Source organism: Pseudomonas sp. WS 5532 (genome assembly GCF_012985445.1).
GTDB lineage: Bacteria > Pseudomonadota > Gammaproteobacteria > Pseudomonadales > Pseudomonadaceae > Aquipseudomonas > Aquipseudomonas edaphica.
Genome location: NZ_JAAQWK010000026.1, coordinates 38,874 through 65,066, shown reverse-complemented (window position 1 = coordinate 65,066; position 26,193 = coordinate 38,874). Strand labels below are relative to the sequence as shown.

Genomic DNA, 26,193 nt, shown 5'->3' with positions numbered 1-26,193 from the left:
GTATGCGCGGCAGAGGATCAAACTGTTAAACTCGACGCCTGCCAGATACCTGACCGAGCTGAAAATACTGTGGAAATCTTCAAAGAGTTTACCTTCGAGTCCGCCCACCGCCTGCCCCATGTACCGGAAGGCCACAAATGCGGACGCCTGCACGGGCATTCGTTCAAGGTGGCTATCCACCTGAGCGGCGACCTGGATCCCCATACCGGCTGGATCCGCGATTTCTCGGAAATCAAGGCGATTTTCAAGCCGCTCTACGAGCGCCTCGACCATAACTACCTCAATGACATCCCTGGCCTGGAGAATCCGACCAGCGAAGTGCTGGCCAAGTGGATCTGGACCGAACTCAAGCCCCTGTTGCCGGAACTCAGCGCGATTCGCATCCACGAGACCTGCACCAGCGGTTGCATCTATCGCGGCGAGTAAGCGCTTGAGTGTTTAAAACCACCTGCGGGTGGTTTTTTTATGCCTGGCCACTGCAGTTGTAAAGCGTGCTTGACATGAAAAACCTGCACACCCAACGTAAAGCATCCTTTGCTTAAACTTCAGCGACGGTTTCCTGGAAACCGCGGGCCTGCCGCGCCTGTCGGCCTTCATGGTCTGGCCGATCATGGGCGGCGTCTGGTGTGTGGCCACAATCATTGGCACAAGGCGCTATCAATGAATAATCAGTTGCGCCAGTTACGCGCAGAACTGGGTTGGTCCCAGGCCGATCTGGCGCAGCGCCTGGGCGTGTCGCGCCAGACCATCAACGCCATCTAGACCGGCCGCTACGACCCGAGCTTGCCGCTGGCGTTCAATATCGCCAAGGTGTTCGAACGGCCCATCGAAGCGATCTTCGAAGCGCCAGTGGACTGAGCCGTTATGACAGGAGCACGCTGAATTGATACGCCCCGCCACTGCCGACGATAGTGCCGCTATCGAGGCCATCGTCCAGGCTGCCTATGCGCCCTACATTGAGCGCATCGGCCGCAAGCCCGGGCCAATGCTGGAGGACTACCCGCAGTTGGTCGAAGACGGGGGCGTGCATGTGCTGGACCACGCCGGGCAGGTTCAAGGCGTTGTTATCCTGAGGCACACCGACACGGCGTTGCTGTTGGATAACCTCGCCGTCACCCCACAAGCCCAGGGCCTTGGTTTCGGCCGACAACTGATGGATTTTGCCGAACAGCAGGCACTTGATGCCGGCTACAGTGCCATCCGCCTGTACACCAATGAGGTGATGACCGAGAACCTCGCGCTGTACAGTCGCCGTGGCTATGTGCAAACCCATCGCGCCGAGGAACACGGCCTGCGCCGCGTATTTATGATCAAACATCTATAGGAGCACCCCATGGAAAACCTCTGGCTGGCCCAGGCCAAACGCTTGCAGGCACTGGCGTCCACGGGGCTGCATTTTTGCACTGACGACTTTGAGCGTGAGCGCCTTGAGGAAATTGCCGAGATTGCCCACAGCATGCTCGCGCAACTGGCGGATGTGCCGCTTGCGCGCATCACCGGGCTGGTGCCGGATTTTGCCAAGCGTTATTCAACCCCGATGATTGACGTACGCGGCGCGGTGATCGAGGGCGACCGGATACTGCTGGTGCGCGAATTGACCGACGGCTGCTGGGCCCTGCCCGGTGGGTACGCCGATATCGGCCTGTCGGCGGCGGAAAACATCGTCAAGGAGATCCGTGAGGAAGCCGGGCTGAGCGTCACGGCACGCGCGCTGTACAGCGTCACGCACAAGGCCAAGGGCTTGTATCGCCCGGATGTGCGGGACTTCTACAAGCTGTATTTCCTGTGCGAGCGGGTCGACCAACGGGCGCCGATGGCGGGCTTTGAAACCACTGAAGTGGGCTTTTTTACCCTCGACGACCTGCCGCCCCTGTCCCGTGGGCGCACCATCGAAAGCGACCTTGAAGCGGCGTTTGCGTTTCATCGTGGCGAGACCACCCAGACGCTGTTCGACTGATCCATTTTGTCTCACCGCTGCACTGCTTTCGTGCCTGCTTGGGCGCGCTCGACACAGCTGCCTGGCGACAAATACGCCGCGCTGCCGGTTTGGCACGCGCAGTGCAACAGCGCTGCGTCAGTCATCCAGGGAGCAAGGCCATGACGCAGCAAGAACCGGGTAACGATTACCCCCTCAGCGAAGTGCCGATGCATGCGCGCAAGGGCCTTGCGTCCACCGCCATGGTGTTGCTGGGCTTCACCTTCTTCACCGCGACCATGTTCGCCGGCGGCAAGCTGGGCGTGGCGTTCAGTTTTACCGACATGCTCGGCGTCGTGGCCCTGGGTAACCTGTTGCTGGGTATTTACGCCGCAGGCCTGGGCTACATCGCCTTCAAGAGCGGCTTGAATTCGGTCCTGATGGGGCGCTTCTGCTTTGGCGAGGTGGGCAGCAAACTCAGCGACTTGATCCTCGGCTTCACCCAGATCGGCTGGTACGCCTGGGGCACCGCCACCGCGGCCGTGGTGCTGGGCAAATATTTCGAATTGAACCAAGGCACGGTGCTGGCACTGATGGTGCTGTTTGGCCTGCTGTTCTGCGCCACCGCGTATATCGGCTATCGCGGGCTGGAGATTCTGTCCTATATCGCGGTGCCGGCCATGGGCATCCTGCTGTTGCTGTCGATGTGGGTCGCCACCGTCAAAGTCGGCGGACTGAAGGGCTTGCTGGCAGTGGTGCCGACGGCGGAGCTGGACTTGTCCACCGCCATCACGCTGGTATTCGGCACTTTTGTCAGCGGCGCCACCCAGGCGACCAACTGGACGCGTTTTTCTCGTTCGGCCAAGGTCGCGGTGCTGGCCAGCCTGATCGGCTTTTTTATCGGCAATGGCTTGATGGTGTTGATCGGTGCCTATGGCGCCATCGTCTATCAGCAACCCGATGTGGTCGAAGTACTGTTGCTGCAAGGTTTCGCCATGGCGGCGATGGTCATGTTGCTGCTCAACATCTGGAGCACGCAGGACAACACCATCTACAACTTCGCTGTGGCCGGCTGCAATCTGCTGCGTACCCGGCGGCGCAAAACCGTAACCCTGGCCGGCGCGGTGATCGGCACCCTGCTGGCACTGCTTGGCATGTACGACTTGCTGGTGCCTTATCTGATTCTGTTGGGCACCGTGATCCCGCCGATTGGCGGGGTCATCATGGCGGACTTCTTCTACCGCTATCGCGGCCAGTACCCGCGTCTGGCCGATGTACGCCTACCGGCGTTCAATTGGCCAGGGCTGGCGGCGTATGCAGTGGGCACCGTGCTGGCGTTTCACTCACCGTGGGTGGCGCCGCTGGTGGGGATTGTGGCCGCTTCCCTGGCCTACATCGCACTCACAGCGGCTCTGCGCGTGCGCGCACCTTTGGCTGACGTACAGGCATGAACCCGACTGTTGCCATGAGGATGGTAACCTTGTGGCTGATAACCCTGATGACCTGGCGGCTGACTGCCTGATTATCCAAAGCCAAGAGGAACTTGCCCATGCATATCATCAATGCCCGCCTGCGCAACCGTGAAGGCCTGCATGATCTGCACCTGGAACACGGCCGGATCGCCCGCATTACTGCACAAACCGTGGCGCCGACATTAACAGCTGACGATCTCGACGCCGCTGGCAACCTGGTCATACCTCCGTTCGTGGAACCCCATATCCACCTGGATGCGACGCTGACCGCTGGCGAGCCGCGTTGGAACATGAGCGGTACCCTGTTCGAGGGCATCGAATGCTGGGGCGAGCGCAAAGCCACCATCACCCAGGAAGACACCAAGGCCCGTGCCAAGAAAACCATCCAGGCCCTGGCCGCCCATGGCATCCAGCATGTGCGCACCCACGTTGATGTCACCGACCCTGACCTCACCGCGCTCAAAGCCATGTTGGAGGTGCGCGAAGAAAGCACGCACCTGATCGACCTGCAAATCGTCGCCTTCCCGCAGGAAGGCATCGAGTCTTACCGCAACGGCCGCGAGCTGATGCAGGAAGCCATTCGGCTGGGCGCTGATGTGGTCGGAGGCATCCCGCACTTTGAATACACCCGCGACCAAGGGGTTAGCTCGGTGAAGTTCCTGATGGACCTGGCCGAACGCACCGGCTGCCTGGTGGACGTGCACTGCGACGAAACCGATGACCCGCACTCGCGCTTTCTCGAAGTACTCGCCGAAGAAGCCCGCAGCCGCGGCATGGGCGAGCGCGTCACCGCCAGCCACACCACGGCGATGGGTTCCTACGACAATGCCTATTGCGCCAAACTGTTTCGCCTGCTGGGCCACTCGGGCATCAGCTTCGTTTCATGCCCTACCGAAAGCATCCACCTGCAGGGCCGCTTCGACAGCTTCCCGAAACGCCGAGGCGTCACCCGCGTCAATGAACTGCTCGAGGCCGGCATGAACGTCTGCTTCGGCCAGGACTCCATCGTCGACCCATGGTACCCGCTGGGCAACGGCAACATCCTGCGCGTGCTGGAAGCCGGTCTGCACATCTGCCATATGCTGGGCTACCGCAACCTGCAAAGCGCCCTGGACCTGGTCACCGACAACAGCGCCAAGGCCATGGCCCTGGGTGACCGTTACGGCCTGGAAGCCGGTCGCCCGGCCAACCTGCTGGTGCTTTCGGCAGACAGTGACTACGAGGTGATCCGCAGCCAAGGCCTGCCGTTATATTCGATCCGCAATGGCAAGGTGCTGATGCAACGCAGACCGGCACAGGTGGAGTTTTTGTAAGCCACGGGGTCAGACGATTGAATCAATATCCAGTGGCTGCACCCGGCCGGCGCCGTCCTGAAGTGGCGCAGGAATACTGGCGATTTGCGCCAACTTGCGGTTTTCACGGTGGCACAACCAGCGTTTCACGCTGGGCTGCAAGCCGGTGGAATGAGCGTGGCTGCCATACACGTCACGCACGTCCAGACGGCGCCAGCGTAACGACTCCAATCGGCGCCGACTGCTGCGCAAGCGGTCGACTTCAGCGTTCAGTGCCTGGTTATGCGCATGCCCATAATCGCGTTGGTTCGGTGGGCGACGACGCTCGAGCTCGCGGTTCTTGTCGCGCAGTTGTTGGGTCATGGTGTCGAGCGCCAGGTCTATCAACTCGAACTCTCTGGCGGTGATCAAAGGCCCCTGGCACTCCACGGTTTGCTGCCAGCGGCGCAGAGTGGCCCACGCGGCTGGAATGTAGCTGGCGGTCATGAAATGCTGGCGGGCCTGGAACAGTTGTTTCAACAGGTTGGCACGCTCGGGCATATCGCCATGCAGTTGCAGCATACGGTTGCATCCCGCCTCAAGGATGGACTCACAACCGGGCGTCCATAACACTGAGGAGTGCGTGCCGTCCGGCAGCTTGATGGGCATGAAGTGCTGTTGTTCGCCGTGATGCTGGTAAGGATTGCCGCCGACGCGCACAAGGCCAGCGGCGAACAGCAGGCCACCCGCACCGGGCGCGGCAAAAAGCGTGACGGCGCCCGGCACCCAGAGTTTGGCGGTGGTGTTCATCCACGTGGCAGGGACACTGGGAACCGGGTCGTTGTGGTTGACGATGCGGTGATGGATAAGGGCTGAGGCGCCGTCGGTAAACTCGGAGTCTGCGGCGCGGGGAGCGCCGTAGGTGTAGAGGAGGATGTTGTACTTCACGCGTGTAACTCGGCGTAACCCCTCTGCCAGGAGCAACGCGATGGCGCCGCCAAGGCTGTGGCCACAAATCACAATGCGCTGGCCGCTGTGGAATTGATCAAGGTAGTACAGAACAAAATCGCGCATCGCTCGATATGCCTGATAAAAGCCCTCATGGGCTTTGCCAACACCTTCGGTAAATGGCACTTGGTGGGCATTCGCGTCGCGTAGTGCATCGGCACCACTGGCGGTGCCTCGAACAGCGATCAGAATTACTTCGTTGTGATGACTGATAAAGGCCTGGGTATCCGTACCAAACGCTTCATCATCAAAAAAGTGCAGGCTGGCGGGATGCTCCTGTTTCTCACCAAGCTGCGGACGATTCTGTGGATACAACTCAGGATCGAAGGGCAAAATCTCAAACCGCTGGGAGTATGGAACCTCTTCATACAGCGGGTAGAAGCGCTGAGCCTGATCACGATCGACCTTCCAGGCTTCTTGAAACCCCGAGAGTTTTTCCGCGAACAGATTGCCTGCGCTGGGATCCAGGGGAAAACTGACGTGTTCCACCGGAGGTTTTGGAGGTTGCTGGCCAAAATCGCAGTAACTCAATGTGGACATCAACGCCAATTGATACAGGTTCAACGCACAAAACTGATCATCGGTCGACAACATCGGGCGCAGGGCCCGCAAAGGCCGTACCTCCAACACCGTGTGCAGGTTGGGGAACAGCACGACGCCTGACAATGCGGGCTGCGGCGGACCAAACCCCAGCTCAGCCATCATTTTCAATGCATGCCTTGGAGGGTGATAGGTTGCGGAGGCAAACGGCGGCAGGTGGGCAATATGTCGAACCAGGTCGCGCACCTCAACCTGATAAAACCGGTCTGCCTGGCGTTGTGCAGGGTTACCCTCGATACGTTGGCCATCAGCCGCTGAAAATCGGGTGTGTTCGGCGCGGGCTTGAAGTTCGGTGATAGGTAACGGGTAAGTCTTGCGCTTTATCAATTTGGAATATGGCTCTTCGTCGCCTGAATACTGCGCATCCAAAGAAAGAATGACAGGACCGCAATAAAACCCTTCCACCTTGGCGTATCCCTCTCCATTCAACCTTCCGTTGTACCGGCGCCCTGTAGTGTCCTGGATTGTGTAGACCAGCCCACCATAAGCCTTCCCGCTGCCCGTTTCATCCACCAGGCAAACGCTTGCCCAATGCCCTTTCAACGGGCAAGCAGGCATCTTGCTGCTGAAAAAAGGTTGCTTCCATGCTTCCTGGTTCATGAATCATCTCCTTGTTAATTGCACGTTGGGTAAACATCGCAAACACGTCCATCCGGCATCGTTATAGGTTTAAAGTCCGTGGTGTTACTGCCACAGTATCCGGACAGATCTTCAAAGCTTTTACCCCGGCACCGTCTCCACCCCCCCGGTACAGCTAGCCAGGTGTCCTGAAAAGCGGGGGCCTCCTCGTCTGTAACGCTCAACGTCAGCCTTACTTTTTTCCCTGGGAGCAGCTCTCTCTGCGCCACGCCACCCGGGCGCGTTTCTTGCCTTTTCCCCTTCGTGTCCAACGCGTTACATTCCAATAATTTTCTGATCGCATGCTCGGGGCCGGCCGTCCGAAAAAACCACATGCATTGTCCAAAAAACTCCTGCACACCCGACTCGGGCATCGCTGCTACGCGTTCAGACTCGATAGGATCTGCGAAAGAAATTGCCGCGAAACTGCCACCGACATCAGTGTCGAGTTCACCCCACTTCGCATAAAGAGTGAACTCCACGCTACGCAACACCGTAGGACACCCCTCAATGGTTTCAGTCAGCGGGAACTCATAGCTCACTCGTTCGGCCACGGGTTTGTAATCGGCAATAAAGATCTTGCGTTCCGGCCTTTTGCCTCGACGCTGCGGCAAGGTGCAGAGTTCATATCTGGCGGGACGGTAGTTAGCGGCACCGATGAATCGAAACTGTGCGGGTAAATCCACCTCCAGGGTAAAACGCTTAGCCGGCGGTGCCAGCGCACAACCCGAGAGCCATCCTGCACCGAGCGTTATCAAAACGCTGCGCGTCCAACTATTCATGCTTTTGCCACTCCCGTAACACCCGCTCAAAATGTTCCGACGGCGCCTCGCCCTCTATCGGCTGCCACCGAATCGTGCTGCCTTGCGTCGCCTCCTCCAACCGACGCACCACCAGAAACTCGAGCTGCTGGGGGCCTCGCCATTGCCAGGCACGGGCCTGCTCCAGAACCTGCGCCAGCCAGATTCTGGGGTTCTGAAACTCGACCAAGCCGGCGAGTTTTTCGCTGTGTTCAGTCAGCAGATAACGCAGGATATTGGCGTGCAGGATCACTTCGGCCTGAGGGTTGGGCGTGTTCAGCCAGGGCACAGGCACAGGCACGGGATACTCCCCCGGCATTGGGTTTTCACCCCGACACCAACAGCCTTGGTGCCAATAGCACACACTGATCAAGGGACCGAGAAACACTGGCCAGTGCTCGCCCTGTAAATGGGTCAAAACACGTGCCAAGGTACGGTTATCGTGAAAGCGATACACGGCCTGGCTTCCCTGGCGCCCTACCAGCAGACGTTCGCGCCAATGCCGAACCACGCCAGCCAGATCATCACCGGGCAGGCTGCCCAGCCAGCCCCAGTTCGTCTCGGGGTGTTGCAGCAGATCAACCAGCGCAGGCTCGTCCGCCTGCTCCACCAACAGAATCAACGGGCCTGCCGCTGCCAACTCGACCAGGGCGGTCTCAGCGTACAGGCTGCAATACTGCGACAGGTTACGCACCGCCAACAGCTGTTGACGTGCGCCGTGGTGACCATCAAGGATCAAGCACAGTCGGCGCCCCGCCTGATGCTGTTCGGCCATCCACTGGCCTGGCTCACTTGGCATCAGGCAGCCCTCCGCATGAGTGTGCACTGGCCTTCACGACACGCCTCGCACACCGGGCAGAAGTCCGCGCCCAACTGCCGGGCCTCGTCCAGAAGGGTGCCTTGGGCCGTCGAGAGGTTCGGCGCATCCATGGCCGATAATGGGTTCGCGGACCGAGTGAGGGGCGGCAAGCCGCCAACGGTGACAGGCCGGCTGCTGAAAATGCCGCCCGCCTGGATAATCAGGTGCTCGCCTCCAGCCTTGAGGCTCAATTGTGCGCCCGCATCGATGATCAGGCTGGCGCCGGCCTTGAGGACGATCTGCTGCCCGGCCTGGATAACCATGGACTGACCGATATGCGTCTGGCTGTCTCCCTGCACATCCAGCCGATCGTTCGTGCCAAGCATGACAGTGCGGTCTCCGGTGATGTGTCGCTGCTCGCCACTTTCCAAATGAACCGTGCTTAACCCGCGGATGATTTCACGCCGCTCTCCCGCCACCTCAAGACGACTGTCATGGCCGACCTGCTGTTCCAGGTCCCGTTGGGCGCGCAGGAAGATGAGTTCCTCGCCGTGGCGATCCTCAAGGTGCAGTTCGTTGGCACCCGTCCCCCCCGGAACACTGCGGCTGCGCAACACGCTGCGTGTCTTGTGTTGCGGCAAAGGGTAAGCCGGCCTGTGCAGCGCATTGGGCAGGCAGCCGTTGATCAACGGCTGGTCCGGGTCGCCTTCCAGAAAGGTCACCAGCACCTCCATGCCCACCCGCGGAATCAGCATGGCGCCGAAGCCATCGCCCGCCCAACCGGATGCTACCCGTACCCAACAACTGCTGTTGTCATCGGTGGGGTCCAGGCGGTCCCAATGAAAACGTACCTTTACTCGACCGTAGGCGTCGCAGTGCACCTCCTCGTCTGCTGGCCCCGTCACGATGGCGGTTTGGCTGCCGTGGAGGGTAGGTTTCGGGTGTCTGATGGGGGGCCGATGCACGGCGCGCCAGGGTGTTGCGGTAAACCGGTTTCGGTAGCCGTGGAATGTGCCCGCCACGGGTGCTGCTTCCTCCAGCACCTGCGGTTGATAGCCTTCGTGCTGCACCGACGTGAGCAACCACAAATCGTTGCAGGTGGGATCCGGGTGGTCACACAGCTCAAGAAAATGGCCGCTGCCCAGCGCCGGTTGATCACTTTTGCCCACGGCACGATGGCGGTCACGCAGATGCCGCTCCAAGCCCCTTTGCGCCAATTGCCGACCTCGCGCATGGTCGCTGAAACCACCAGGGTAATGGTAATCCTCAAGGCGCTGCGTCAATGCAGGCCCGGCCTTGTCTTCCAGGCGCAGCGAAGGATGCTCGAAGTCATGATCACGGCGCACCGTCAGCTGGGTACGGGTCTCCAGGCGCACGTCGAACTGCCGGATAGCTCTCGTTTTGGCTGCCAGCTCGTGCGTCGCGCAAAATCGCTGTGCAGCCAGACGCCGAAACACCGTCTGGTCATCACCGAACACCAGCACGTGATTATTCGGGCCATGGCGAAAGTGGTAGTGAATACCCTCCTCCTCGCACAACCGCTGGATAAAGTGCAGGTCGGTTTCCGCGTACTGAACGCAGAACGGACGGGATGGGTAGGCCACAGGGCCCAGTTCGAAGGCATAGGCGTCCGCCAGAATGCCGTGGTGCTCAAGGACCGCCGCAATAATCTGCGGCACACTGCGTTGCTGGAAGATCCGCTGGTTGTGTCGATGGGCAAGACACGCCAGGCGTGGTGCCAGGGTGAGACGATAGCGAGTGAGCCGAACGCCGGGCCCCTCACGGCCGATAGCGTAGATGCGCCCATGCAGCCCCGCAGCGGATTCGCCAAAGTCCAGATAAGCCGGCTGGTGAAGCAGCGCCTCCAGATCCAGAGAGGGGTTTTCGCTGACTAAGTGCACTGTAATGAAGTAAGGCTGATCAAGGCCTTCTCGGCCTTTGAAAGCGAGCACCTGGAAGTCATTGTTTATTTCTGGAAGTATCAACTTGAAACGTGGCGCGGCAGATGTTTCAACCATCCCTAAGTTACCCATCATCAATTATTTGACTGAAAGGCCTCCCCCCATCGGGCATTGATTGAACTGCCGGGAAAAAGCGCCTGAACCCAATAAATCTTAGCGATTTCAGGCGGAATTTGACCCTTTAAAAATAAAAAAGACGTTTCGCACAACGTGGTAGGACGTGTCTTTTACAAAATAATAAATTCGCAGAATTTAGTAGCATTCAACAACAAGAAACTTCTTACGCCAACTTTAACCACACAACTAACCGATAAAGAAACGGCTGACACGCATTCAAGATATCAGCCACTTCTGCGCCTTCAGGCTTGCACGCATGCAGTCCCGAACAGACTGACGCTCAGCAGCGTTTCGGCCTGGCACTGTAAACGCACCGGCACTGTGCCACCTGGCATGACCACAGCCACCTCGCCGGCGTCAACCCAACCCGCGCGCCATGCCGCGCAGGCAACTGCGCTCGCGCTGGTACCCGAGGACGCGGTGGGTCCTTCTCCTCGCTCAAACACCCGCGCGATGACCCGATTGCCCGAAGCATGTGCGGCCCATTGCAGATTGATCCCCGCCAAACAAGGTTGGCCGCGCCCACCTGGCGGTGCAAAGGCAATGGCCCGTAACGACTCAAACAGTGCGGGCTGGTGCATCGACTGATTGTCCGGCAAGGCCTGTGCATGCTCGACGAGCGTCACACAATGAGGATTGCCCACACGGACGAACTGGCTGACGGCCCATTGCGGGTCAATCGCCGCCAGTGCAGCCACATGGCTGAACTCACACTGCCCCAATGTTGCTGCGCCAGTACCGGTAGCGGCCACCGCTGCTGGCCCGAAACTCGGCCGGCCCAAGGCCAGCCAGAAGCCTGCAACCTGTTCAAAGATCGCCGGTTGTGAATAGGTCACCAGCACAGAGACTGAATCCTGCTTGTCGTGATGCACCTGCAACTCACACCCTTGCGTCATCAAACCTTGATCCGTCAGCGCCTGGGAAAAAATCGTCAACCCGTTACCACTGCGTTCGGCGAGCGTGCCATCAGTATTGACGATCAACACGTCAAACGGCGGCGCAGACTGGAACGGCCCGACCAGCAAACCATCGCAGCGGTGTGCCTTGGGAGTGGCCGCACGCGGTAACGTGCCCCATTCACACTCCGAGGCGATAGCCAATGCTGCCCACTCTTTTCGAGTGCTGGCAGCGCGGTCGGCACATTCAGGCACGGCAATGCCCCTGCTGCGTAGGTAGTCGGGGCTGGCCACACCGTAAATATTGCCCCGCGCGTCATAGAACAGAGTCATCGAGACACCTTCCCAAGAAAATTCACCGGAAAATTTCTCCGATTGCCTACACACTTGGTAGCAGCGTATTACAGAAAACCGGCGCAGTGGGAAGTGGACTGGAAGGTGGTAATCCAACGCAAAAACCTGGGGTTCATCCGTTTTCACGCAGATTACGCACCTTCCAGACCACCGCCCAACAATCCGATAGCCTCTGTGTGGTCGCCACCGTCCATGACGTTCCGCTGCTGTAACAATAAACCTGCACCTGCGTGTCAGCCCCTCTCTTCAAGGGAACCCGGCTCGCTCGACAGGGCCTGATGTGCAAGGATGTCGCGCCGGACATCGTTCGTTGAACGCAAAACCAAGGATTTTTCATGACTGCCATCCCCACCCCAGCGCCCGTGGTTCCCGGACGGCTGGAACAAATGTCGACGCGCATTGCCTTTTTCATCGCCGGCTTCGGTATCGCGGCCTGGGCGCCGCTGGTGCCCTACGCCAAGGCACGGGCAAACCTCAATGAAGGCACGCTGGGCCTGTTGCTGTTGTGCCTGGGCGTCGGATCGATCATCGCCATGCCGATGGCTGGCGCCCTGGCTTCACGCTTCGGCTGCCGCCGGGTGCTGACCGCCGGCACAATCATGATCTGCCTGGCACTGCCGATGCTCGCCACGGTCAGTTCAATCCCCTTGCTGATCGCCGGGCTGTTCCTGTTCGGTGGGGGCCTGGGCACTGTGGATTCGACGGTCAACCTGCAGGCGGTCATCGTTGAGCGTGCCAGCGGCAAAACCATGATGTCGGGCTTCCACGGGTTGTTCAGCCTTGGCGGCATCGTCGGCGCAGCAGGGGTTGCCGGGCTGCTGGGGCTGGGCTTGTCGCCGTTGCAGGCGACCCTGGTGGTGATCGTCATCATGGCGCTTGCATTGTTCAAGGCCGGGCCTCATCTACTGCCCTACGGCAGCGAAAGCTCAGGCCCGGCGTTTGCCGTGCCGCACGGTGTGGTGTTGTTTATCGGCTGCCTGTGTTTCATCGTGTTCCTGGCCGAAGGCGCCGTGCTGGATTGGAGCGCGGTGTTTCTCAATGCAGAACGCGGTCTGGATGAAGCTTACGCAGGCTTGGGGTACGCGGCGTTTGCCTTGACCATGACCGCAGGGCGCCTGACCGGTGATTCGATTGTCCGCCGCCTGGGCGCCACCCGCGTGATCGTCATTGGCGGCGCGCTGGCGACTGCCGGCATGTTGCTCGCGACATTATTGCCGGCCTGGGAAACGGCGCTGTTGGGGTATGCCTTGGTGGGCGCCGGCTGCTCGAATATCGTACCGGTGCTGTACACCGCCGTCGGTAAACAAACGGTCATGCCGGAACATATCGCCGTGCCGGCCATCACCACGCTGGGGTATGCCGGTATTCTCGCCGGGCCTGCAGTTATCGGGTTTATCGCCCACGGCAGTAGCCTGAGCACGGCCTTTGTGCTGATTGCGCTGCTGCTGGCCGGGGTGGCCATCAGCGGTAAAATTCTCAAGGTGTAACAAGCTCACCGCACAAGGCCATGGGCTATCTGGCTTTGTGCGCTTCGTATTGTTCCAGCCAGCGTTCCAGGCTTTTGTTACAAAGCCAACCCTCATGCCTGGGACGCCCCAGCAAACGCATGTTGTTGGCACGCTCCAGCGAACGCAGCAGGCCTGGGCGCTCAATGATATTTTTGGCGGTGTAGACGCAGTGTTCACTGTACTTTTTCCTCGGTAGCCCAGTAGCGGGTTCCAACAGGGGCCGGCCCTGCGAATCGAGGTCGTCAGGATCACTCATCACGATTTTGAGCTGGGTTATTTCCACGTATTCAAGCGCTTCAAAAAATACCGTGCGGTCTTTGGGTATGTCCCGCAACTGTTTGAAATAGCCTTGCAAAGCCATTACGACCTCGGCGTTGCCCTGATCATGAAAAGGGTCCTGGCTGAAGGCGCCAGGGGAGCTGTTACCCAGCAACGCTGCAGCGGCTGCGCTCAGGCTGTCGCGGGTGATGTATCCCGCGCCGTCGATGATCGCGTCGTTCAGCAGCGGGCGGTTGAGAATTTCCCTGACCAGCAGGATCATACGGTCGCGCACCTTACTCTCCACTCAAGGTTTGAGCTGCGATCTGGCGCAACGACGCCTGCGTCAAGCGGCCTTCTTTTAAAAAACCGTGCAGCTCGCCAAAGTGTTTCTCCAGCTCGCCCGCCAATTGGCTATCAGTGGAACTCGGACCTGGCGGTGTGGTGTTGGCGCGAGCCGTGGGTGCATTTTGCAGCGCCTGCTGGCGCAGCGAAGACAAGCCTCCACGCCACAACATGGGTCGCTGCGACGGCAACTCCCGCGTTGCGAATGACTCATCGCCGGGCGAATGAAAAACGCGGGACGATGAAACCCGACCTACCTCTGGCCCGCCCAGGCCGATTGGCTGCGCGCGCAGTATTGCACCCTCAATCTTCATGCTTCATCTCTCGCCTTTTGCAGATCCATGCTTGCCTGAAAGTCAGTACCAGAGTGGCCCGAATCATCGATTCGCCCTCTGGGCAGCAAGCAACCGATATGTGGTTAGCGCCACGCGATAGTTCCGGCCAGCAGGAGCATCCCAATAACAGCATGTAACACTGGATCACCCAGGTGTTTGCCCACGCCACCGGGAGCAGAGGCCATTGATCAGCGCAGCCCAGCGAAAAATGGGGCGCCTCAAGCAGTGAGCGTTAGCGTTGTCGGCAGGCCCTGACGCATGCAGCCCGCGGGCAAAATCATCTGCGACGGGCGCCTGGAATTTTTTTTGACCCACAAATGCTTTCATTCGCAGCGTTTCGGTGGCGTATACCGTCGACAAGGCTGCGCAGGTGTCTTCCTTACTTGACGATGTCGAGCAAGCAACTTCATGCCAGCCATCAAAGGTGCACCGGCCATCGGTCTGGCCGGATTGAAACGAAGGTGAAGTCATGTCTGGCCCCTGGTTCAGCGTCTGAAAACGACCAGTACGATCAACGTCGCTGGTTACAACCTGTGTGGCAAACGCGCGGAAACAGTTCCTGCCCGGGCCCGGGCAGCTTGGTGAGCACCTTGAAAAACAAGTCAAAAAAAATCGCAGCCCTTGAGCTGCGATTTTTCTTACAAACGGTCGGTCAGAAGCCGACGCTCGCCTGCACGAAGAACGTACGCGGCTGACCGAGGTACAACCCGGCGTTGTTGTCACTGGATCGAGTGTAGTGCTGTTGGTCAAAGACGTTCTTCACGCCCACACCCAGTTTCAGGTTCGACAGTTGCGCGCCGAAGTCATACCCGCTGCGCACGTTGACCGAGACATAACCGGGGATATCGCCGTACTGCCCATCGGCGGTGCCCTGGGTGATGTAGGTGGTGCCAGTACCCGGCGCACGCTGACCGGATTGGGCATAGACGTCCAGGTTATGGGTCCAGTGATTGATGTCGTAGCGCAGGCCCGCCGTCAGCACTTCACGGGAGTAGAGCGGCAGGTCGCGGCCCTTGAACGGCACATCACCCTCGGCAGTCGCCTTGGTGTAGGTGAAGCCCGCGTTGGCAGTCAGGCCATCGAGGCGTGGGTCCAGGTTCGACAGGTCGTAGTGGGCCGAGGTTTCGATACCCTGGTGCCTGGTGGCGCCGAGGTTGGTCCAACCCACGTCGTTGCTCACATATTGCAGCTCATCCGAGAAGTCGATGTAGAACAGCGTCACTTCGCCGCCCCAGACACTGTCGTTGTAGCGTGTGCCGATCTCGTAGGTCTTGGCTTTTTCCGGGTTCAGGCCGTCGGCCGCCTGGTTGACGCGACCGCCCTGCCCGATCTGCGCGTACTGCAGGCTGCCGAATGAGGTTTCGTAGTTGGCGAAGACTTTCCAGGCATCGGAAATGTGGTACATCACGCTCAACGCCGGCAACGGCTCGTTACTATTGATTTTGCGATTCTTTTCCACGGTGCGCACACCGTTCAAGGCAACCACCGGGCGGTCATGCCAGTTGGTTTCAATGTGTTCAAAGCGAATGCCCGGCGTGACGGTCCACTTGCCGATATCGATTTTGTTGTCGATGTAGAACGCGTTGGCGACGGTGCCGCCAGTGCGATCCTGGTAAACATGCCCGTCATTTTGCCCACCCGGCGTCGGCACGTTGTTGACCAGATTGAGGCTGCTGGCCTGTTCATGCATGCCTTCTTTGAGGTAGCGATAACCGACGCTGACTTCCTGGGTGCTCGGGCCCACGTCGAACACATGGGAGATCCGCGGCTCGATGCCGAAGGTGTAGTAGCTGCGCGGGTAGGAACTGATGGTCTTGAGGTCGCGGTTGGCAATGTTGCTGCCACGGAAGCTGTCGATGTAATAGGTCAGCACTTCGGCCTGGGTACGGTCGTCGATCTGGCGGAGGTACTTGAAGGACACATCCTTGCGACGGCCGCTGAAATTGTCCCAATCGCGCATCGACTGATACGGGTTGGCGTCAAATTGCTTCTGGGTCAGGCCGCCGGGCATATCGGCGTTGGCATTGTAATAGTGAAGGTTCAGCGAGAAATCGTCTTGATCGGTCGGCGCCCAGTGGGTTTTGAGGATCACGTCGTCGATGTCGTTGGAGTTGTTGCTGTTGCGGTAGCCGTTGCCATTTACCCCGGTATACAGCAACGCCACGCCCATGCCGTTATCGGCAGTACCGCCGACAAAAGCATTGTCGACGTGTTTCCAGCCGCCGTGGGCAGAGGTTTCCAGGGTGGTGCCGACTTCGCCCGAGGCTTGCTCAGGAATCGCGCGGGTCACGAAGTTGATCACGCCGCCGACGTTCTGCGGCCCGTAACGGACAGAACCTGCGCCGCGCACCACGTCGATGCTGTCCAGGTTACCGGCAGAAATCGGCGCCATCGACAGTTGCGGCTGACCATACGGAGCGAACGCCGCCGGCACACCGTCGATCAATACGGTGGAGCGCGGCGACAGGCGCGAGGTCAGGCCACGCACGCCGACGTTGAGGGAAATATCGCTGCCACCCGTGCCGTTGGCCTCTTGCACCTGCACGCCAGGGACGCGGCGCAGCACGTCACTGACATTCATCGCCCCCTGCTCCACCATGGCTTCACGGCGGATCACAGTACGTGCGCCCGGATGGTTCTGCACCACTTCGGCATTGGCATCGCCCAGCCAGTCGCCGACCACTTTGATGTCAGTGACGCCCAGTTCCACCGGCGAGCCGGCTTCCCCCGTGCCGCTGCGCAGTGGGCGAAGGGTCACGGAACCGGCATCGATCTGGTAATCCAGGCCGCTGCCCTGGAGCAATTGGCGCAGAGCCTGCTCGGGAGACAGGTTGCCGTCCACTGCAGGCGCATGCTTGCCCGCGACCATGTCAGGGCTGAAGAACACTTGCAGGGAAGTCTGCTGGCCCAGTTGACTCAGCGCAGCGCCCAGCGGCTGCGAGCGAATATGGATGCCGTCGGCCGCAGAGGCCGCAGGCAGGGCGGAACTGACCGCAAGCGCCAGCGCCAGGGGCGCCCAACGGGAGACTTTATTGTTGTTCACGACAAGTTTTTTCACGTCGAACCTAGTCCTGTGATCGCAAGAGTGTGCGGCTGTTAATGCAAACCAGTTGCAGTTGCAGAAGAAGACGAAGAACTCGAAAAAAACCTGAATATCAGCGTGAAATAATTTCCTGACTGCCGTCCGGCAAGGCTCGTACGGCCACCGGCAGGATATGTGGCAGCGCTTTGAGCAAGGCGTCGGTGTCGCTGGATTTGAACACGCTGGTCAGCCGCAGGTTGCTCACCGCCGCCGTGTTGACCCGCAACGGCTGCTCGCGATAGCGCGATACTTCCCGCGCGACTTCGCCGAGGGTGGCGTTGTTGAACACCAACTTGCCCGTGCGCCAGGCTGTCAGCTCATCAGCATTCACGGCATACGCCGTAACGACTTGCCCGGTAGAATCGACATGCGTGCCCAGCCCTGCCGTGAGCATCACGATCTGATCCGACGCACGCCCCTGCACCTTGACCGTGCCGGCCTCGACCACCACGCGGGTCTGGTCGTCATCACGGCGAACATCAAAACGCGTGCCGGTGACCGTGACCTGCCCTGCTCCGGCGGCCACCACAAATGGGCGGCGGGTGTCGTGCTCGACGCTGAACATGGCTTCGCCCTGTTTGATTTCTACGCCGCGCCGCCCCTTTTCATAGTGCACCGCCACCACGCTGCGGCTATTCAGATCCATCACCGAACCGTCGGGCAATGCCACTTGGCGATGCTCGCCCAAGCGCGTGCTGAACTCGGCACTGTAGGGTTTGGGATGATCAAGCCCGCTGAACAGGCCAAGCCCCAAGGCGATGGCCACCACACTGGCAGCCACGGCGTAACGCACAATAGCGCGACGTTTGGGGCGTTCGACCGGGGCCTCGCACAGCGCTTGCAAACGCGCCGTGGGCACAAGGTCGGCGGCGTTCCACAGGCCTTGCAGCACTTCAAATTCGTATTGATGCTCAGGCTGCTCGGCACACCACGCATCAAAACTCTGTTGTTCTTCGGGGCTCAACTCGGCGTCTTGCAGGCGTACAAACCATTGCGCGGCTTCGTCGCGAGCACGGCTATCCATCGTGGAAGATCCTGTTTCAAAACGGGCAGAGTTCATGGGGCCATCGCGTCCAGGCGGTCGCGCAGATGCCGCAAGGTGCGGATCATATACTTTTCCACCATGTTTTTAGACAGGCCCAGGCGTACGGCGATTTCTTGCTGGGTGAGGCCCTCGATTTTCTGCCAGATAAATATCTTGCGACAGTTAAGCGGCAACTCGGCCAAGGCCCGCTCGATGGAGTCCGCCAATTGGATCGCGTGCATGACATGCTCCGGGTCACCGTTGTGGGGCGAACGCTGATCAAAGGCGTCCAATGCCCGCGCCTCACGCCGGTCTTCGCGACGGTAAGCGTCCACCGCAATGTTGCGCGCCGTTTGATGCAGATAGGCGCGCGGTTGCTCAACGTCGCTCGAACGCGACTCAAGCACGCGCACGAAGGTGTCGTGAGCCAGGTCTTCGGCCTGCTGACGGTTTCTCAGGCGGCGTGTCCAGGTTCCGATCAACTCTTCGTAATGCTCGAAAAAGCCTGTTCTGCGGGGCGGCTGAGGAATCATCGCGTGAGCACTGGGAGGCGGGGGCGTGAATAGTAATGTTTCCTATTAAGCGGAGCAATTGCTTCCCATCGCTCGCCTTACTGCGTTGCAACTAAAGATGACTGGCCGCCTGTTTGAGTCGGCTCAGTTTCTCTCGGCTGCCACACACACTCATCTGGCACCACTTACGTTGTTTACTTTTGGAGAGATCGAGAAATATCCAATCGCAATCCGCGCAACTGCAGCACCTCAACGCGTGAAGTTCACTCGATACCAGCAGTTGCGTCGCGTCTGTTGCCAGCCGTGCGATCAGCATCGACGTCAACTCCTGCGCAGATGCGCAGGTGCGCCAACCCCATGCGGGCATCCCGTCAATGGAGCGCAATACTCGCCACGCCGCGCCTTGTTGGTAGTGCAGATTGATCTGCTGTAATGCCTCATCGGTGACGTTCTGGCGTAATGACAGGTTGTGGAAGACGCCGTACAGCCGCTCTCTGAATGCAATGACAGCGTCCAGGTCTGGCTGGAAGGATATAGGCGAGTCAAACACCATAGGCGAGTATGCATCGTACTCTTGCTCAGAGAGCAAAGAGGCGTGTAATGCCCACTCAATGAAGAACTTAAAACTGGTGAGCCGCTCTTCCGTCACCTTAAGTGTGGAATACGGCCTGCGCCCATTAGTGGTATTGATAAAATCCAATACCCGGGCGCCGCCGATCAGCCGGATTGATTTTGCAGTGCCCGTGAAATGTGTCATTCCAACTCCCGAAAAACCTGCACGCTCTGCCTTGGCAGAGAATACCTCGTTTCTTGGAGTCGAAGTCGCCACCCCGTAGCTGGAAGACCAATGGCTAAGCAGGGGCCTGCGCACGCGCCATCCAATCAAGAATGATCCCGACCGATTGTTCAACCGAAAACACGTGGGTCTGCAGATGCACTTCAGGAAACAGCGGAGTGTCGTAGTTCGAATCAATACCCGTAAAGTTCTTGAGCAGCCCGGATCGCGCCTTTTTATACAAACCTTTAGGGTCCCGCTGTTCGACAGTTGCCAGTGGGGCATCCACGTGGACTTCTACAAAATGGTCGTTGCCAATAATCGAGCGCGCGTAATGCCGACTGGCCGATGACGGCGAGATCAGCGCGACAATGACGATAAGTCCCGCCTCCACCATCAAACCCGCCACCTCAGCGACCCGCCGAATGTTTTCATCCCGATCACTGTCGGTAAACCCCAAGTCACGACAAAGCCCACTGCGTACCGAATCGCCGTCAATGATGCAGGTAAACCGGCCTTGGGCCCTTAAGGCAATATCCAGCGCATCGGCAATGGTCGATTTCCCGGAGGCAGAAAGGCCAGTCATCCAAATGACCCTAGGTATTTGCGTCATAAGTGACTGTTCGGCACGCGCGTGGCTGAACGCAAACTCATGCAAATTCTGTTGTGGGTCCTGTGCAAAATAGCTCATGACCGTTCTCCCTCCGTCAGCGAAACAGGCTGTTTGCCCAACATGAACACCATCACGCATTGCAATAACAGAAGCAGCGAAACCACCCAATAGACTGTCGCGAACGACCCTGTCAGGTCTTTGGACAGCCCGCCCAGAAAGTTACCGCACACGCCACCCAGGCCAATCAGCACATTGGCAATGCCAAATGCCTGCGTCAGCCGGTTGACCGGAACGATTTGCCCGATATAGCTGGGGACCAACCCAAAAATGGGATAAAACGCCAGCGCAAACAAAAAAGCCGCCAAATAGAACAACGCGATAGTGTTAAAACTGAACACCAGCATGGCTGCCAGAGCTGCGCTCAGAAAGCACAGGGCCAAGGCCGCCCTGGCACCCACTTTGTCTGCTACCCATCCCACCAAAAAGCCCGACGCCATCCCTACAGCGCCGATCGTCGTCCAGATAAACCCTGCGTCCTGTACCGAAACGCCTAACTCATCGCGCAGGTAAGGTGCCAGGTAAGTCTGAAACGGCAGCAGTGCCATCCCATTGAGAAAGGCGATGCCCCAGATCAGGTACAGCGAACGGCTCAGCCATGGCGTGTGGCCATCGAGCGACCGCGAGCGCTCACCTGAAAAACCAGCCGCCTGCTCCGCCCCCATGTTACGCAACAGAAACCAGGCCACGAAACAGAGGCCCAATGACACAAGGCCGGCGGTCAACCAGATCGAGCGCCATCCACCCTGCAATGTGAGAAACGACACCAGTAACCCGTTGATGAACACGCCATAGCTGGTGCCACTGGAGATCAGCCCCATGACCCGGGAGCGATTACCTGGACTGAAACCCTTGGTGACGATTTCTGCCAGCGGGATGTAAACCGAAGCGGAGCACCCTCCCAGCAAAATCAACAACCCACCCGACAACCAAATGCTGTCGCTGACGCTCAAGCCCAGCAGGGCCAGAGACGTCACCACGGTGGATACCAGGCTGATTTTCCAACCTTCGAAAAAACGGCTGATGTAACTGGTGACCGAAGAAAACAGCAGAAAGCCGATCTGTGCGCCGCCGGTAATCAAGCCCACAGTGGTGTAGTCAAAGCCGATATCTCGGCGCATATCAACGACCAGGTTGGCGAACAAGTAAACGCCGAACCCATAGGTACTGGCCACAAACCCTGTCAGTACGACTGCCAGCACCACGCTGTCCAGCGCGCGAGAATTATTCTGTACGAGTGTGCTCATCATGACGCCCTCACACGGCGCGGGCGGTGTGGATGACAAAATCACAATTCATCCTGTCGAAGTCACGCTGAAAATCACCGTAATCTTCATGGGCAGAGAAGCCGCTAGCCTGAATCTCGTCGGCCAGTTCCTTGGGTAATAACGGATACACTTTCAGGCTGTAGCGTTGTTTATCTTCAAAGTCGTAAATGAACTCGCACACCTGTGCATCGACCCTTCCCAGGCTGACCGACGCACTGGCCCCGCAGTAATAATAATTGCCGCTGGATTTGAAGTTGCCCGCGCGGATAGCAAAAAAATTACGCTGATCAACAATCAACACACCGCCTGGCTTGAGCAATGCCCTGAACTTGCGCAGCACGCTCATGCGGTCGTGCGCCTCAAACACATGGCACAGTGAACTGCCCAGGCACACTACGGCATCGAACGTGCCCAGCACGTCCGGGTCGAGGTCAAGCCACTCCATATGGTGGGATTCAATAGCCAATTCACGTTCAAGGAAGTTCTGCCGGGCTTTTTTCAACATCGTGCCGCTACCGTCCGTAGCGACCACCTTGAAACCTGCCTGTTTGAGTTGCACGGCATGAAAACCACTGCCCGTGGATACATCCAGCACCGATCTCACACCGTGACTTTTCAGCAACTGCTCAAAGAACCCCTTCTCGCCGGCCTTTCTTTTTTCCCAATCAATCAACGCGTCCCAGCGCTCGACAAAGTCCGACGAATATTGAGTTGAGTAATTGGCTACTTCCTCGTGTTCATACCCCAGGATTTGACTCATGGCACACCGCTCCTAGCCGATTGAATTCTTGAAAGACAGGTACTTTCCCGCCAACTCCCGAGCACAGTCCGCGGACTGCCGAACCGACATGATGTCCTTGGAGTACCCCAGCATCGTCTGCATGATTGCCATGCACCTGGGGTTGAAGGTGACCGAGCCGTCACAATGGATTTCGTCGATACCGTCGTGGCTTTGGCAAATGCTGTTAAGGCGCACCGCGTCGTCGTAGGGGCATTTGTCGGAGAACTGCACATTGATGCGTCCGTCCTGAAGCCAGACCGGATAGCCGCCCGGAAGCCCCAACGGACCGGGCGCGTGCACCAGTACCGGCGTCGGTGAGAACAGCCCTTCGATCACGGTGACCGCAGAACACGCGGTTAGAAACTGCCCATCAACCCCGCCCAAGCGACGAAACTCGGATTTCACCGTAGAAAAAATCACCTCATCGGACAGACGAGCGACTTCGCGCCGGCCGCGAACCTCATACAACAAGCGATAGCTGGCACGCGGGGGCCGTCCGCCCCGTGGCACGTAGTGGCTGAAATAATGCTGGGCATACAGCATCACCTCCACGTCAGCGGGAGAACACTTCAGCAACCGCGCGATGGAGAAACGCACGGCCGGAATCAGGTTGGCGACATTACCCACCCCGATGTCAGGGGCCAGACCGACCCTGGCCAGAATCGGATTGACGGCGTCAGGAAAGGCCGCATTGACGGTCAGGGTCGCGATACCGGAGGCCTTCACTGCTTGCATCAAGTCATGCATCAGTGTCAGGTGCATGGGTAACCAGGGACCGAACTGTGCCTGGTCAAGTTGTTCGAACGAGTGTTTGGGCAACGCGGTGATCACTCTCCATGACTGCAACGAGGCGCAGTTCACGATGATGTCCGGCGCATGTTCCCGAAGCACTTGGGTAACGCTGCCGATATCCGTCAAGTCCGCGATCACTGGCGAGATAGCAACATACTGCTCCAGTTGTGCGCACGACAGCGTCACCAGGTTACACATCCGGATGGTCATTTCTTCGTTGCGCCCCAGCACGACAAACTCGAACCTGTTCCTGGGCGCCAGAATCTTGAGAATGTGCAGGCACAAATTACCTGCGCCCACCAACAGCAACTTTTTCTTCGGTATGGGCTGGCTCACCGTGGGTAGGCTCCGTTATCAACCGGGATAACCTTGCCGGTCATATGACGAAAACCTTCACCGACCAACAGCAAAATGACCTCAGCAACACCACTGGGCAGGATGGGGTCTTTAAGAATTTCCTGGCGCGCGTATTCAGCCCGCCGATATTCAGGAATAGTGTCGTAGATGGCCGTGTCGTGAATCAGTGCCGGAGACACCGCGTTTACCCGCACAAAAGGGGCGAAGTTCCAGGCATTGGCCTTGGTCAAACCGATCACTGCAGCCTTCGTGGCGCCGTACAGGGCATCACAACTGCCCACTTCCCCTGCCACTGAGGTGATATTGACGATGCTGCGCGGTGCTTCGTGCTTCATTTCGCGGTCGGCGAAATCTTTGGAAAGGTAAACCAAGGCTTTAAGGTTAACGTTAAGCATTTCATCCACTTCGTTATCGGAATAGGCATAAATGCTTTTGCCGTGATACAGCCCTGCATTATTAATTAACCCATAGATAGTGGCATGACGCTCATACAGGCTTGGAATAAAGCCCTTGATCACAGCGTCACTGGAAAGATCGGCAACCTGTGTCTCTAATACACTCGCACTGTAAGTCTGTTGCAAGGTGTTGAGCGCATCCACGTCCTTATCGACGGCAATCACAAAGTAACCATCAACAATCGCCTGTTCCAGTGTCGCCCTACCAATTCCATTAGCGGCACCGGTAATAATCAATTTTTTCATGCCCTGTTTCCTATTGACAGAATTCGTTCATGCGCGCGTAAAAAACCCGGTGATAGTCATACATCGCTTTTAACGCTGGCGTATTATCGAGAACCTCTTTATCGGGCTGAGTCTTACTCGACGAAATAATGCACTCACTGTTTTCTGCGGCGACGTGCCAACTTCGCCAGGTTTTCCATTGCGGAGGGCACTCGCGTTTCCACACCATGGCTTGCGGCAGAAATTCAATATCCAAATAGTCACACAGTTTGCCAATCACGCGCTCCGGCGCTGCCGCCAGGTCATCAGCATTAATCACATAGGGCACTTTGCCGGTGAGTTTGGTGACCACACAAAAGATCTCATACAAGGCTTTATGCCCGATGGCTTGCAACGGCATGTTGGGGTGTATTCGATAATGCGAAAGAATGCTGCTGGCGGGCTCCCGAATAAGAAAGATATTGTCTTGTTGCGCCAGAAAGTCCACGTCTACTTTTAAGTCATCGAGGCAGTGATAACACATGTCTTTATGAAATACGCTGGCCGTCTCCCTGGCCTTGACCAGTCGTTCTTTTATGCCCTGATACGTGGTTGGAAAACTATGATCCCATTCATCCGAAGGAATGGCAGAGTCTGCAGAAAATGCCATATGAGCAAACGGCTCGTGGAAGACTTCAAAGTCTTTGCGCTCGATAAACACGCGCTCCAACACCGTTGAACGAGAACGGGGGTGCGCCCATAACCCGACCATCTTGTTCATACGAGCACCCCATATTCGGCCGCCATGATCGCACTGAGCGAGCGACTGAAAGCGTGCACAGGGGGGCAGAGTCGAGTGCAAAAATCGGCCAAGCGTCGGTGCGCACTGTTGGCCTCATTGCACGTGTTGATAAAAGCCTCATGATTGCAAAAGTCATAAGGCTCAATGCCGTCCAGGCAGTAGGCTTCGCAGAAGTACGGAATACGAAACAACTTCGAGAGCGTCGAAGCCGGGGGCTTCAAGGGTTCCCCTGCAGGAAATACAGGTTTACCGCGACTTTCGCGCTCAATCAAAAACTCAACCACCTCCGGCGTCAGTGTGTAGCACGTCGCCGACAAGCCGGTCTTCTCCAAGTGCCAGCAATGCTTGTTTCCACGCTCGTCGACATCGACTTTTATACTGGAAAGCAGGGTTTTGACTGGAACGGAAGACGCCGAGACCAGCGCCTGTATCTGCTCATAAACCAGCAACTCGGCCCAGCGCAGATCCTCTGGACTCAGCGTCAGGCCACGCTCCGCCGCTTGTAACGCAAGCTCGGGTTGACAGGCGAAGCGGCCGATCATGAACGTGATCACGTACTTGCAATGGCTTGTGTCAACACCCTTGCTGCGTGCAGTCACCCTTCCACGCTCTATTGCCTGGATGCCTGCCTTGAATTGCGAAACAGTGAAGCAGAACGTGATGTTGAGAGAACTTCCTTGCGCCACTAAGTGCTCGACAGTCGTAAGGCCTTCCTGGCTTGCGGGGACCTTCACCATCACATTCGCAGACAACTGACGCAGCGCCACTCCCCTGGCAGTCATGCGTTCAGCGCAGCGCACATCGACCGGATCAACTTGAGCGCTAATCCAGCCTTCACACTGCCCGGATTGAACCCAGCGTTGCTTCAGGTCCGCAGCCCCCTGCACGATCACTTCGTCGTACAGTTTCCTGCGCAACTCTTGGGGCGCCAGTTTGGCAAGATTAAACCGCGACAACCAATACTCGCGTTTTTCAAGAATCACCGCAGTGACCAGTCGAGGGTTTGTCGTCACATTGCTGAACCCACCGGGTTGCGAAAATGTGTCTGGCATTAACTGCTCTATGCAGCCGGACGCTGCCGGGTATTTTTCAAGCAAGTGTTTCTTATAAGGCACATAGACGGCAGGCGACGAATCCCACCAGACCTCCGAACGTTGATCATTACCCTTTAGCCGCTCTGTATAACCTGAAGTCTTCACAACACCTCCTCCCTG

24 protein-coding genes and 1 pseudogene are annotated in these 26,193 nt (G+C 58.2%); 7 read left to right on the top strand and 18 right to left on the bottom strand.

Annotated features, from left to right (window positions below; translation table 11 throughout):
• Positions 1-69 precede the first annotated feature (69 nt).
• The 6 genes and pseudogenes from queD to codA all read left to right on the top strand — a co-directional run bounded on the left by queD (position 70) and on the right by codA (position 4,700).
• Positions 70-426, top strand: a complete 357-nt coding sequence (queD, locus tag HBO23_RS29665; protein ID WP_003237990.1) for a 6-carboxytetrahydropterin synthase QueD — start codon at positions 70-72, stop codon at positions 424-426.
• A 234-nt stretch (positions 427-660) separates the two neighbouring features.
• A pseudogene (locus HBO23_RS29660) lies at positions 661-858 on the top strand (helix-turn-helix transcriptional regulator).
• A gap of 25 nt (positions 859-883) precedes the next feature.
• The gene (locus tag HBO23_RS29655) at positions 884-1,324 is read left to right on the top strand and encodes a GNAT family N-acetyltransferase (protein ID WP_170040682.1); all 441 of its coding nucleotides are present in this window, start codon (positions 884-886) and stop codon (positions 1,322-1,324) included.
• A 9-nt stretch (positions 1,325-1,333) separates the two neighbouring features.
• Positions 1,334-1,957, top strand: coding sequence for an NUDIX hydrolase (locus tag HBO23_RS29650; RefSeq protein WP_017135298.1), 624 nt, complete (start codon positions 1,334-1,336; stop codon positions 1,955-1,957).
• Between the two features lie 140 nt (positions 1,958-2,097).
• Complete coding sequence (codB, locus tag HBO23_RS29645) at positions 2,098-3,366, top strand: cytosine permease (protein WP_017135299.1); 1,269 nt, start codon at positions 2,098-2,100, stop codon at positions 3,364-3,366.
• A gap of 98 nt (positions 3,367-3,464) precedes the next feature.
• Entirely contained in the window at positions 3,465-4,700 is a 1,236-nt protein-coding gene (codA, locus tag HBO23_RS29640; RefSeq protein WP_017135300.1) for a cytosine deaminase, read from the top strand.
• Positions 4,701-4,709: 9 nt separating this feature from the next.
• On the opposite strand, the gene HBO23_RS29635 is transcribed toward codA, so the two are convergent.
• The 5 genes from HBO23_RS29635 to HBO23_RS29615 all read right to left on the bottom strand — a co-directional run bounded on the left by HBO23_RS29635 (position 4,710) and on the right by HBO23_RS29615 (position 11,790).
• A complete protein-coding gene (locus HBO23_RS29635; protein ID WP_170040681.1) occupies positions 4,710-6,866 on the bottom strand; it encodes a lipase family protein in 2,157 nt (718 codons plus the stop codon).
• A 14-nt stretch (positions 6,867-6,880) separates the two neighbouring features.
• Positions 6,881-7,666 (bottom strand): hypothetical protein, encoded by a 786-nt coding sequence (locus HBO23_RS29630; RefSeq protein WP_170040680.1) that lies wholly within the window; start codon positions 7,664-7,666, stop codon positions 6,881-6,883.
• Complete coding sequence (locus tag HBO23_RS29625; RefSeq protein ID WP_170040679.1) at positions 7,659-8,483, bottom strand: DUF4123 domain-containing protein; 825 nt, start codon at positions 8,481-8,483, stop codon at positions 7,659-7,661. The genes HBO23_RS29630 and HBO23_RS29625 overlap by 8 nt, the downstream gene beginning before the upstream one ends.
• Positions 8,483-10,501, bottom strand: coding sequence for a type VI secretion system tip protein TssI/VgrG (gene tssI / locus HBO23_RS29620; RefSeq protein ID WP_170040678.1), 2,019 nt, complete (start codon positions 10,499-10,501; stop codon positions 8,483-8,485). Before tssI ends, HBO23_RS29625 begins: the two co-directional genes overlap by 1 nt.
• Before the next feature lie 302 nt (positions 10,502-10,803).
• Positions 10,804-11,790, bottom strand: a complete 987-nt coding sequence (locus tag HBO23_RS29615) for a diaminopimelate epimerase (RefSeq protein ID WP_099550073.1) — start codon at positions 11,788-11,790, stop codon at positions 10,804-10,806.
• A gap of 356 nt (positions 11,791-12,146) precedes the next feature.
• Here HBO23_RS29615 and HBO23_RS29610 point away from each other — a divergent pair, with 356 nt between their 5' ends.
• Positions 12,147-13,298: an MFS transporter gene (locus HBO23_RS29610; RefSeq protein WP_017135306.1), complete on the top strand. Its 1,152-nt coding sequence runs from the start codon at positions 12,147-12,149 to the stop codon at positions 13,296-13,298.
• Between the two features lie 25 nt (positions 13,299-13,323).
• Here the strand turns inward: HBO23_RS29610 and HBO23_RS29605 are convergent, their stop codons facing one another.
• From HBO23_RS29605 to HBO23_RS29545, 13 genes are all read right to left on the bottom strand, one after another.
• Positions 13,324-13,860, bottom strand: coding sequence for a type III secretion effector protein (locus tag HBO23_RS29605; protein ID WP_178110951.1), 537 nt, complete (start codon positions 13,858-13,860; stop codon positions 13,324-13,326).
• Between the two features lie 13 nt (positions 13,861-13,873).
• Positions 13,874-14,095 (bottom strand): hypothetical protein, encoded by a 222-nt coding sequence (locus HBO23_RS29600; RefSeq protein WP_099550076.1) that lies wholly within the window; start codon positions 14,093-14,095, stop codon positions 13,874-13,876.
• Between the two features lie 814 nt (positions 14,096-14,909).
• Complete coding sequence (locus HBO23_RS29595) at positions 14,910-17,315, bottom strand: TonB-dependent receptor (RefSeq protein WP_099550077.1); 2,406 nt, start codon at positions 17,313-17,315, stop codon at positions 14,910-14,912.
• 97 nt (positions 17,316-17,412) lie between these two features.
• A complete protein-coding gene (locus HBO23_RS29590) occupies positions 17,413-18,363 on the bottom strand; it encodes a FecR family protein (RefSeq protein ID WP_170040677.1) in 951 nt (316 codons plus the stop codon).
• Positions 18,364-18,395: 32 nt separating this feature from the next.
• Complete coding sequence (locus tag HBO23_RS29585; RefSeq protein ID WP_170040676.1) at positions 18,396-18,896, bottom strand: sigma-70 family RNA polymerase sigma factor; 501 nt, start codon at positions 18,894-18,896, stop codon at positions 18,396-18,398.
• Positions 18,897-18,987: 91 nt separating this feature from the next.
• Positions 18,988-19,632, bottom strand: coding sequence for an ABATE domain-containing protein (locus HBO23_RS29580; protein WP_170040675.1), 645 nt, complete (start codon positions 19,630-19,632; stop codon positions 18,988-18,990).
• A gap of 94 nt (positions 19,633-19,726) precedes the next feature.
• A complete protein-coding gene (cysC, locus tag HBO23_RS29575) occupies positions 19,727-20,341 on the bottom strand; it encodes an adenylyl-sulfate kinase (protein ID WP_170040674.1) in 615 nt (204 codons plus the stop codon).
• Positions 20,338-21,567, bottom strand: coding sequence for an MFS transporter (locus HBO23_RS29570; protein WP_170040673.1), 1,230 nt, complete (start codon positions 21,565-21,567; stop codon positions 20,338-20,340). The genes cysC and HBO23_RS29570 overlap by 4 nt, the downstream gene beginning before the upstream one ends.
• A gap of 10 nt (positions 21,568-21,577) precedes the next feature.
• Positions 21,578-22,348: a class I SAM-dependent methyltransferase gene (locus HBO23_RS29565; RefSeq protein WP_170040672.1), complete on the bottom strand. Its 771-nt coding sequence runs from the start codon at positions 22,346-22,348 to the stop codon at positions 21,578-21,580.
• Positions 22,349-22,360: 12 nt separating this feature from the next.
• The gene (locus HBO23_RS29560; RefSeq protein WP_170040671.1) at positions 22,361-23,497 is read right to left on the bottom strand and encodes a hypothetical protein; all 1,137 of its coding nucleotides are present in this window, start codon (positions 23,495-23,497) and stop codon (positions 22,361-22,363) included.
• The gene (locus tag HBO23_RS29555; protein WP_170040670.1) at positions 23,494-24,219 is read right to left on the bottom strand and encodes an SDR family oxidoreductase; all 726 of its coding nucleotides are present in this window, start codon (positions 24,217-24,219) and stop codon (positions 23,494-23,496) included. The genes HBO23_RS29560 and HBO23_RS29555 overlap by 4 nt, the downstream gene beginning before the upstream one ends.
• Positions 24,220-24,229: 10 nt before the next feature.
• Positions 24,230-24,958: a sulfotransferase family protein gene (locus HBO23_RS29550; RefSeq protein WP_099550082.1), complete on the bottom strand. Its 729-nt coding sequence runs from the start codon at positions 24,956-24,958 to the stop codon at positions 24,230-24,232.
• The gene (locus tag HBO23_RS29545; protein ID WP_170040669.1) at positions 24,955-26,178 is read right to left on the bottom strand and encodes a transaldolase family protein; all 1,224 of its coding nucleotides are present in this window, start codon (positions 26,176-26,178) and stop codon (positions 24,955-24,957) included. The genes HBO23_RS29550 and HBO23_RS29545 overlap by 4 nt, the downstream gene beginning before the upstream one ends.
• Positions 26,179-26,193: the final 15 nt, after the last annotated feature.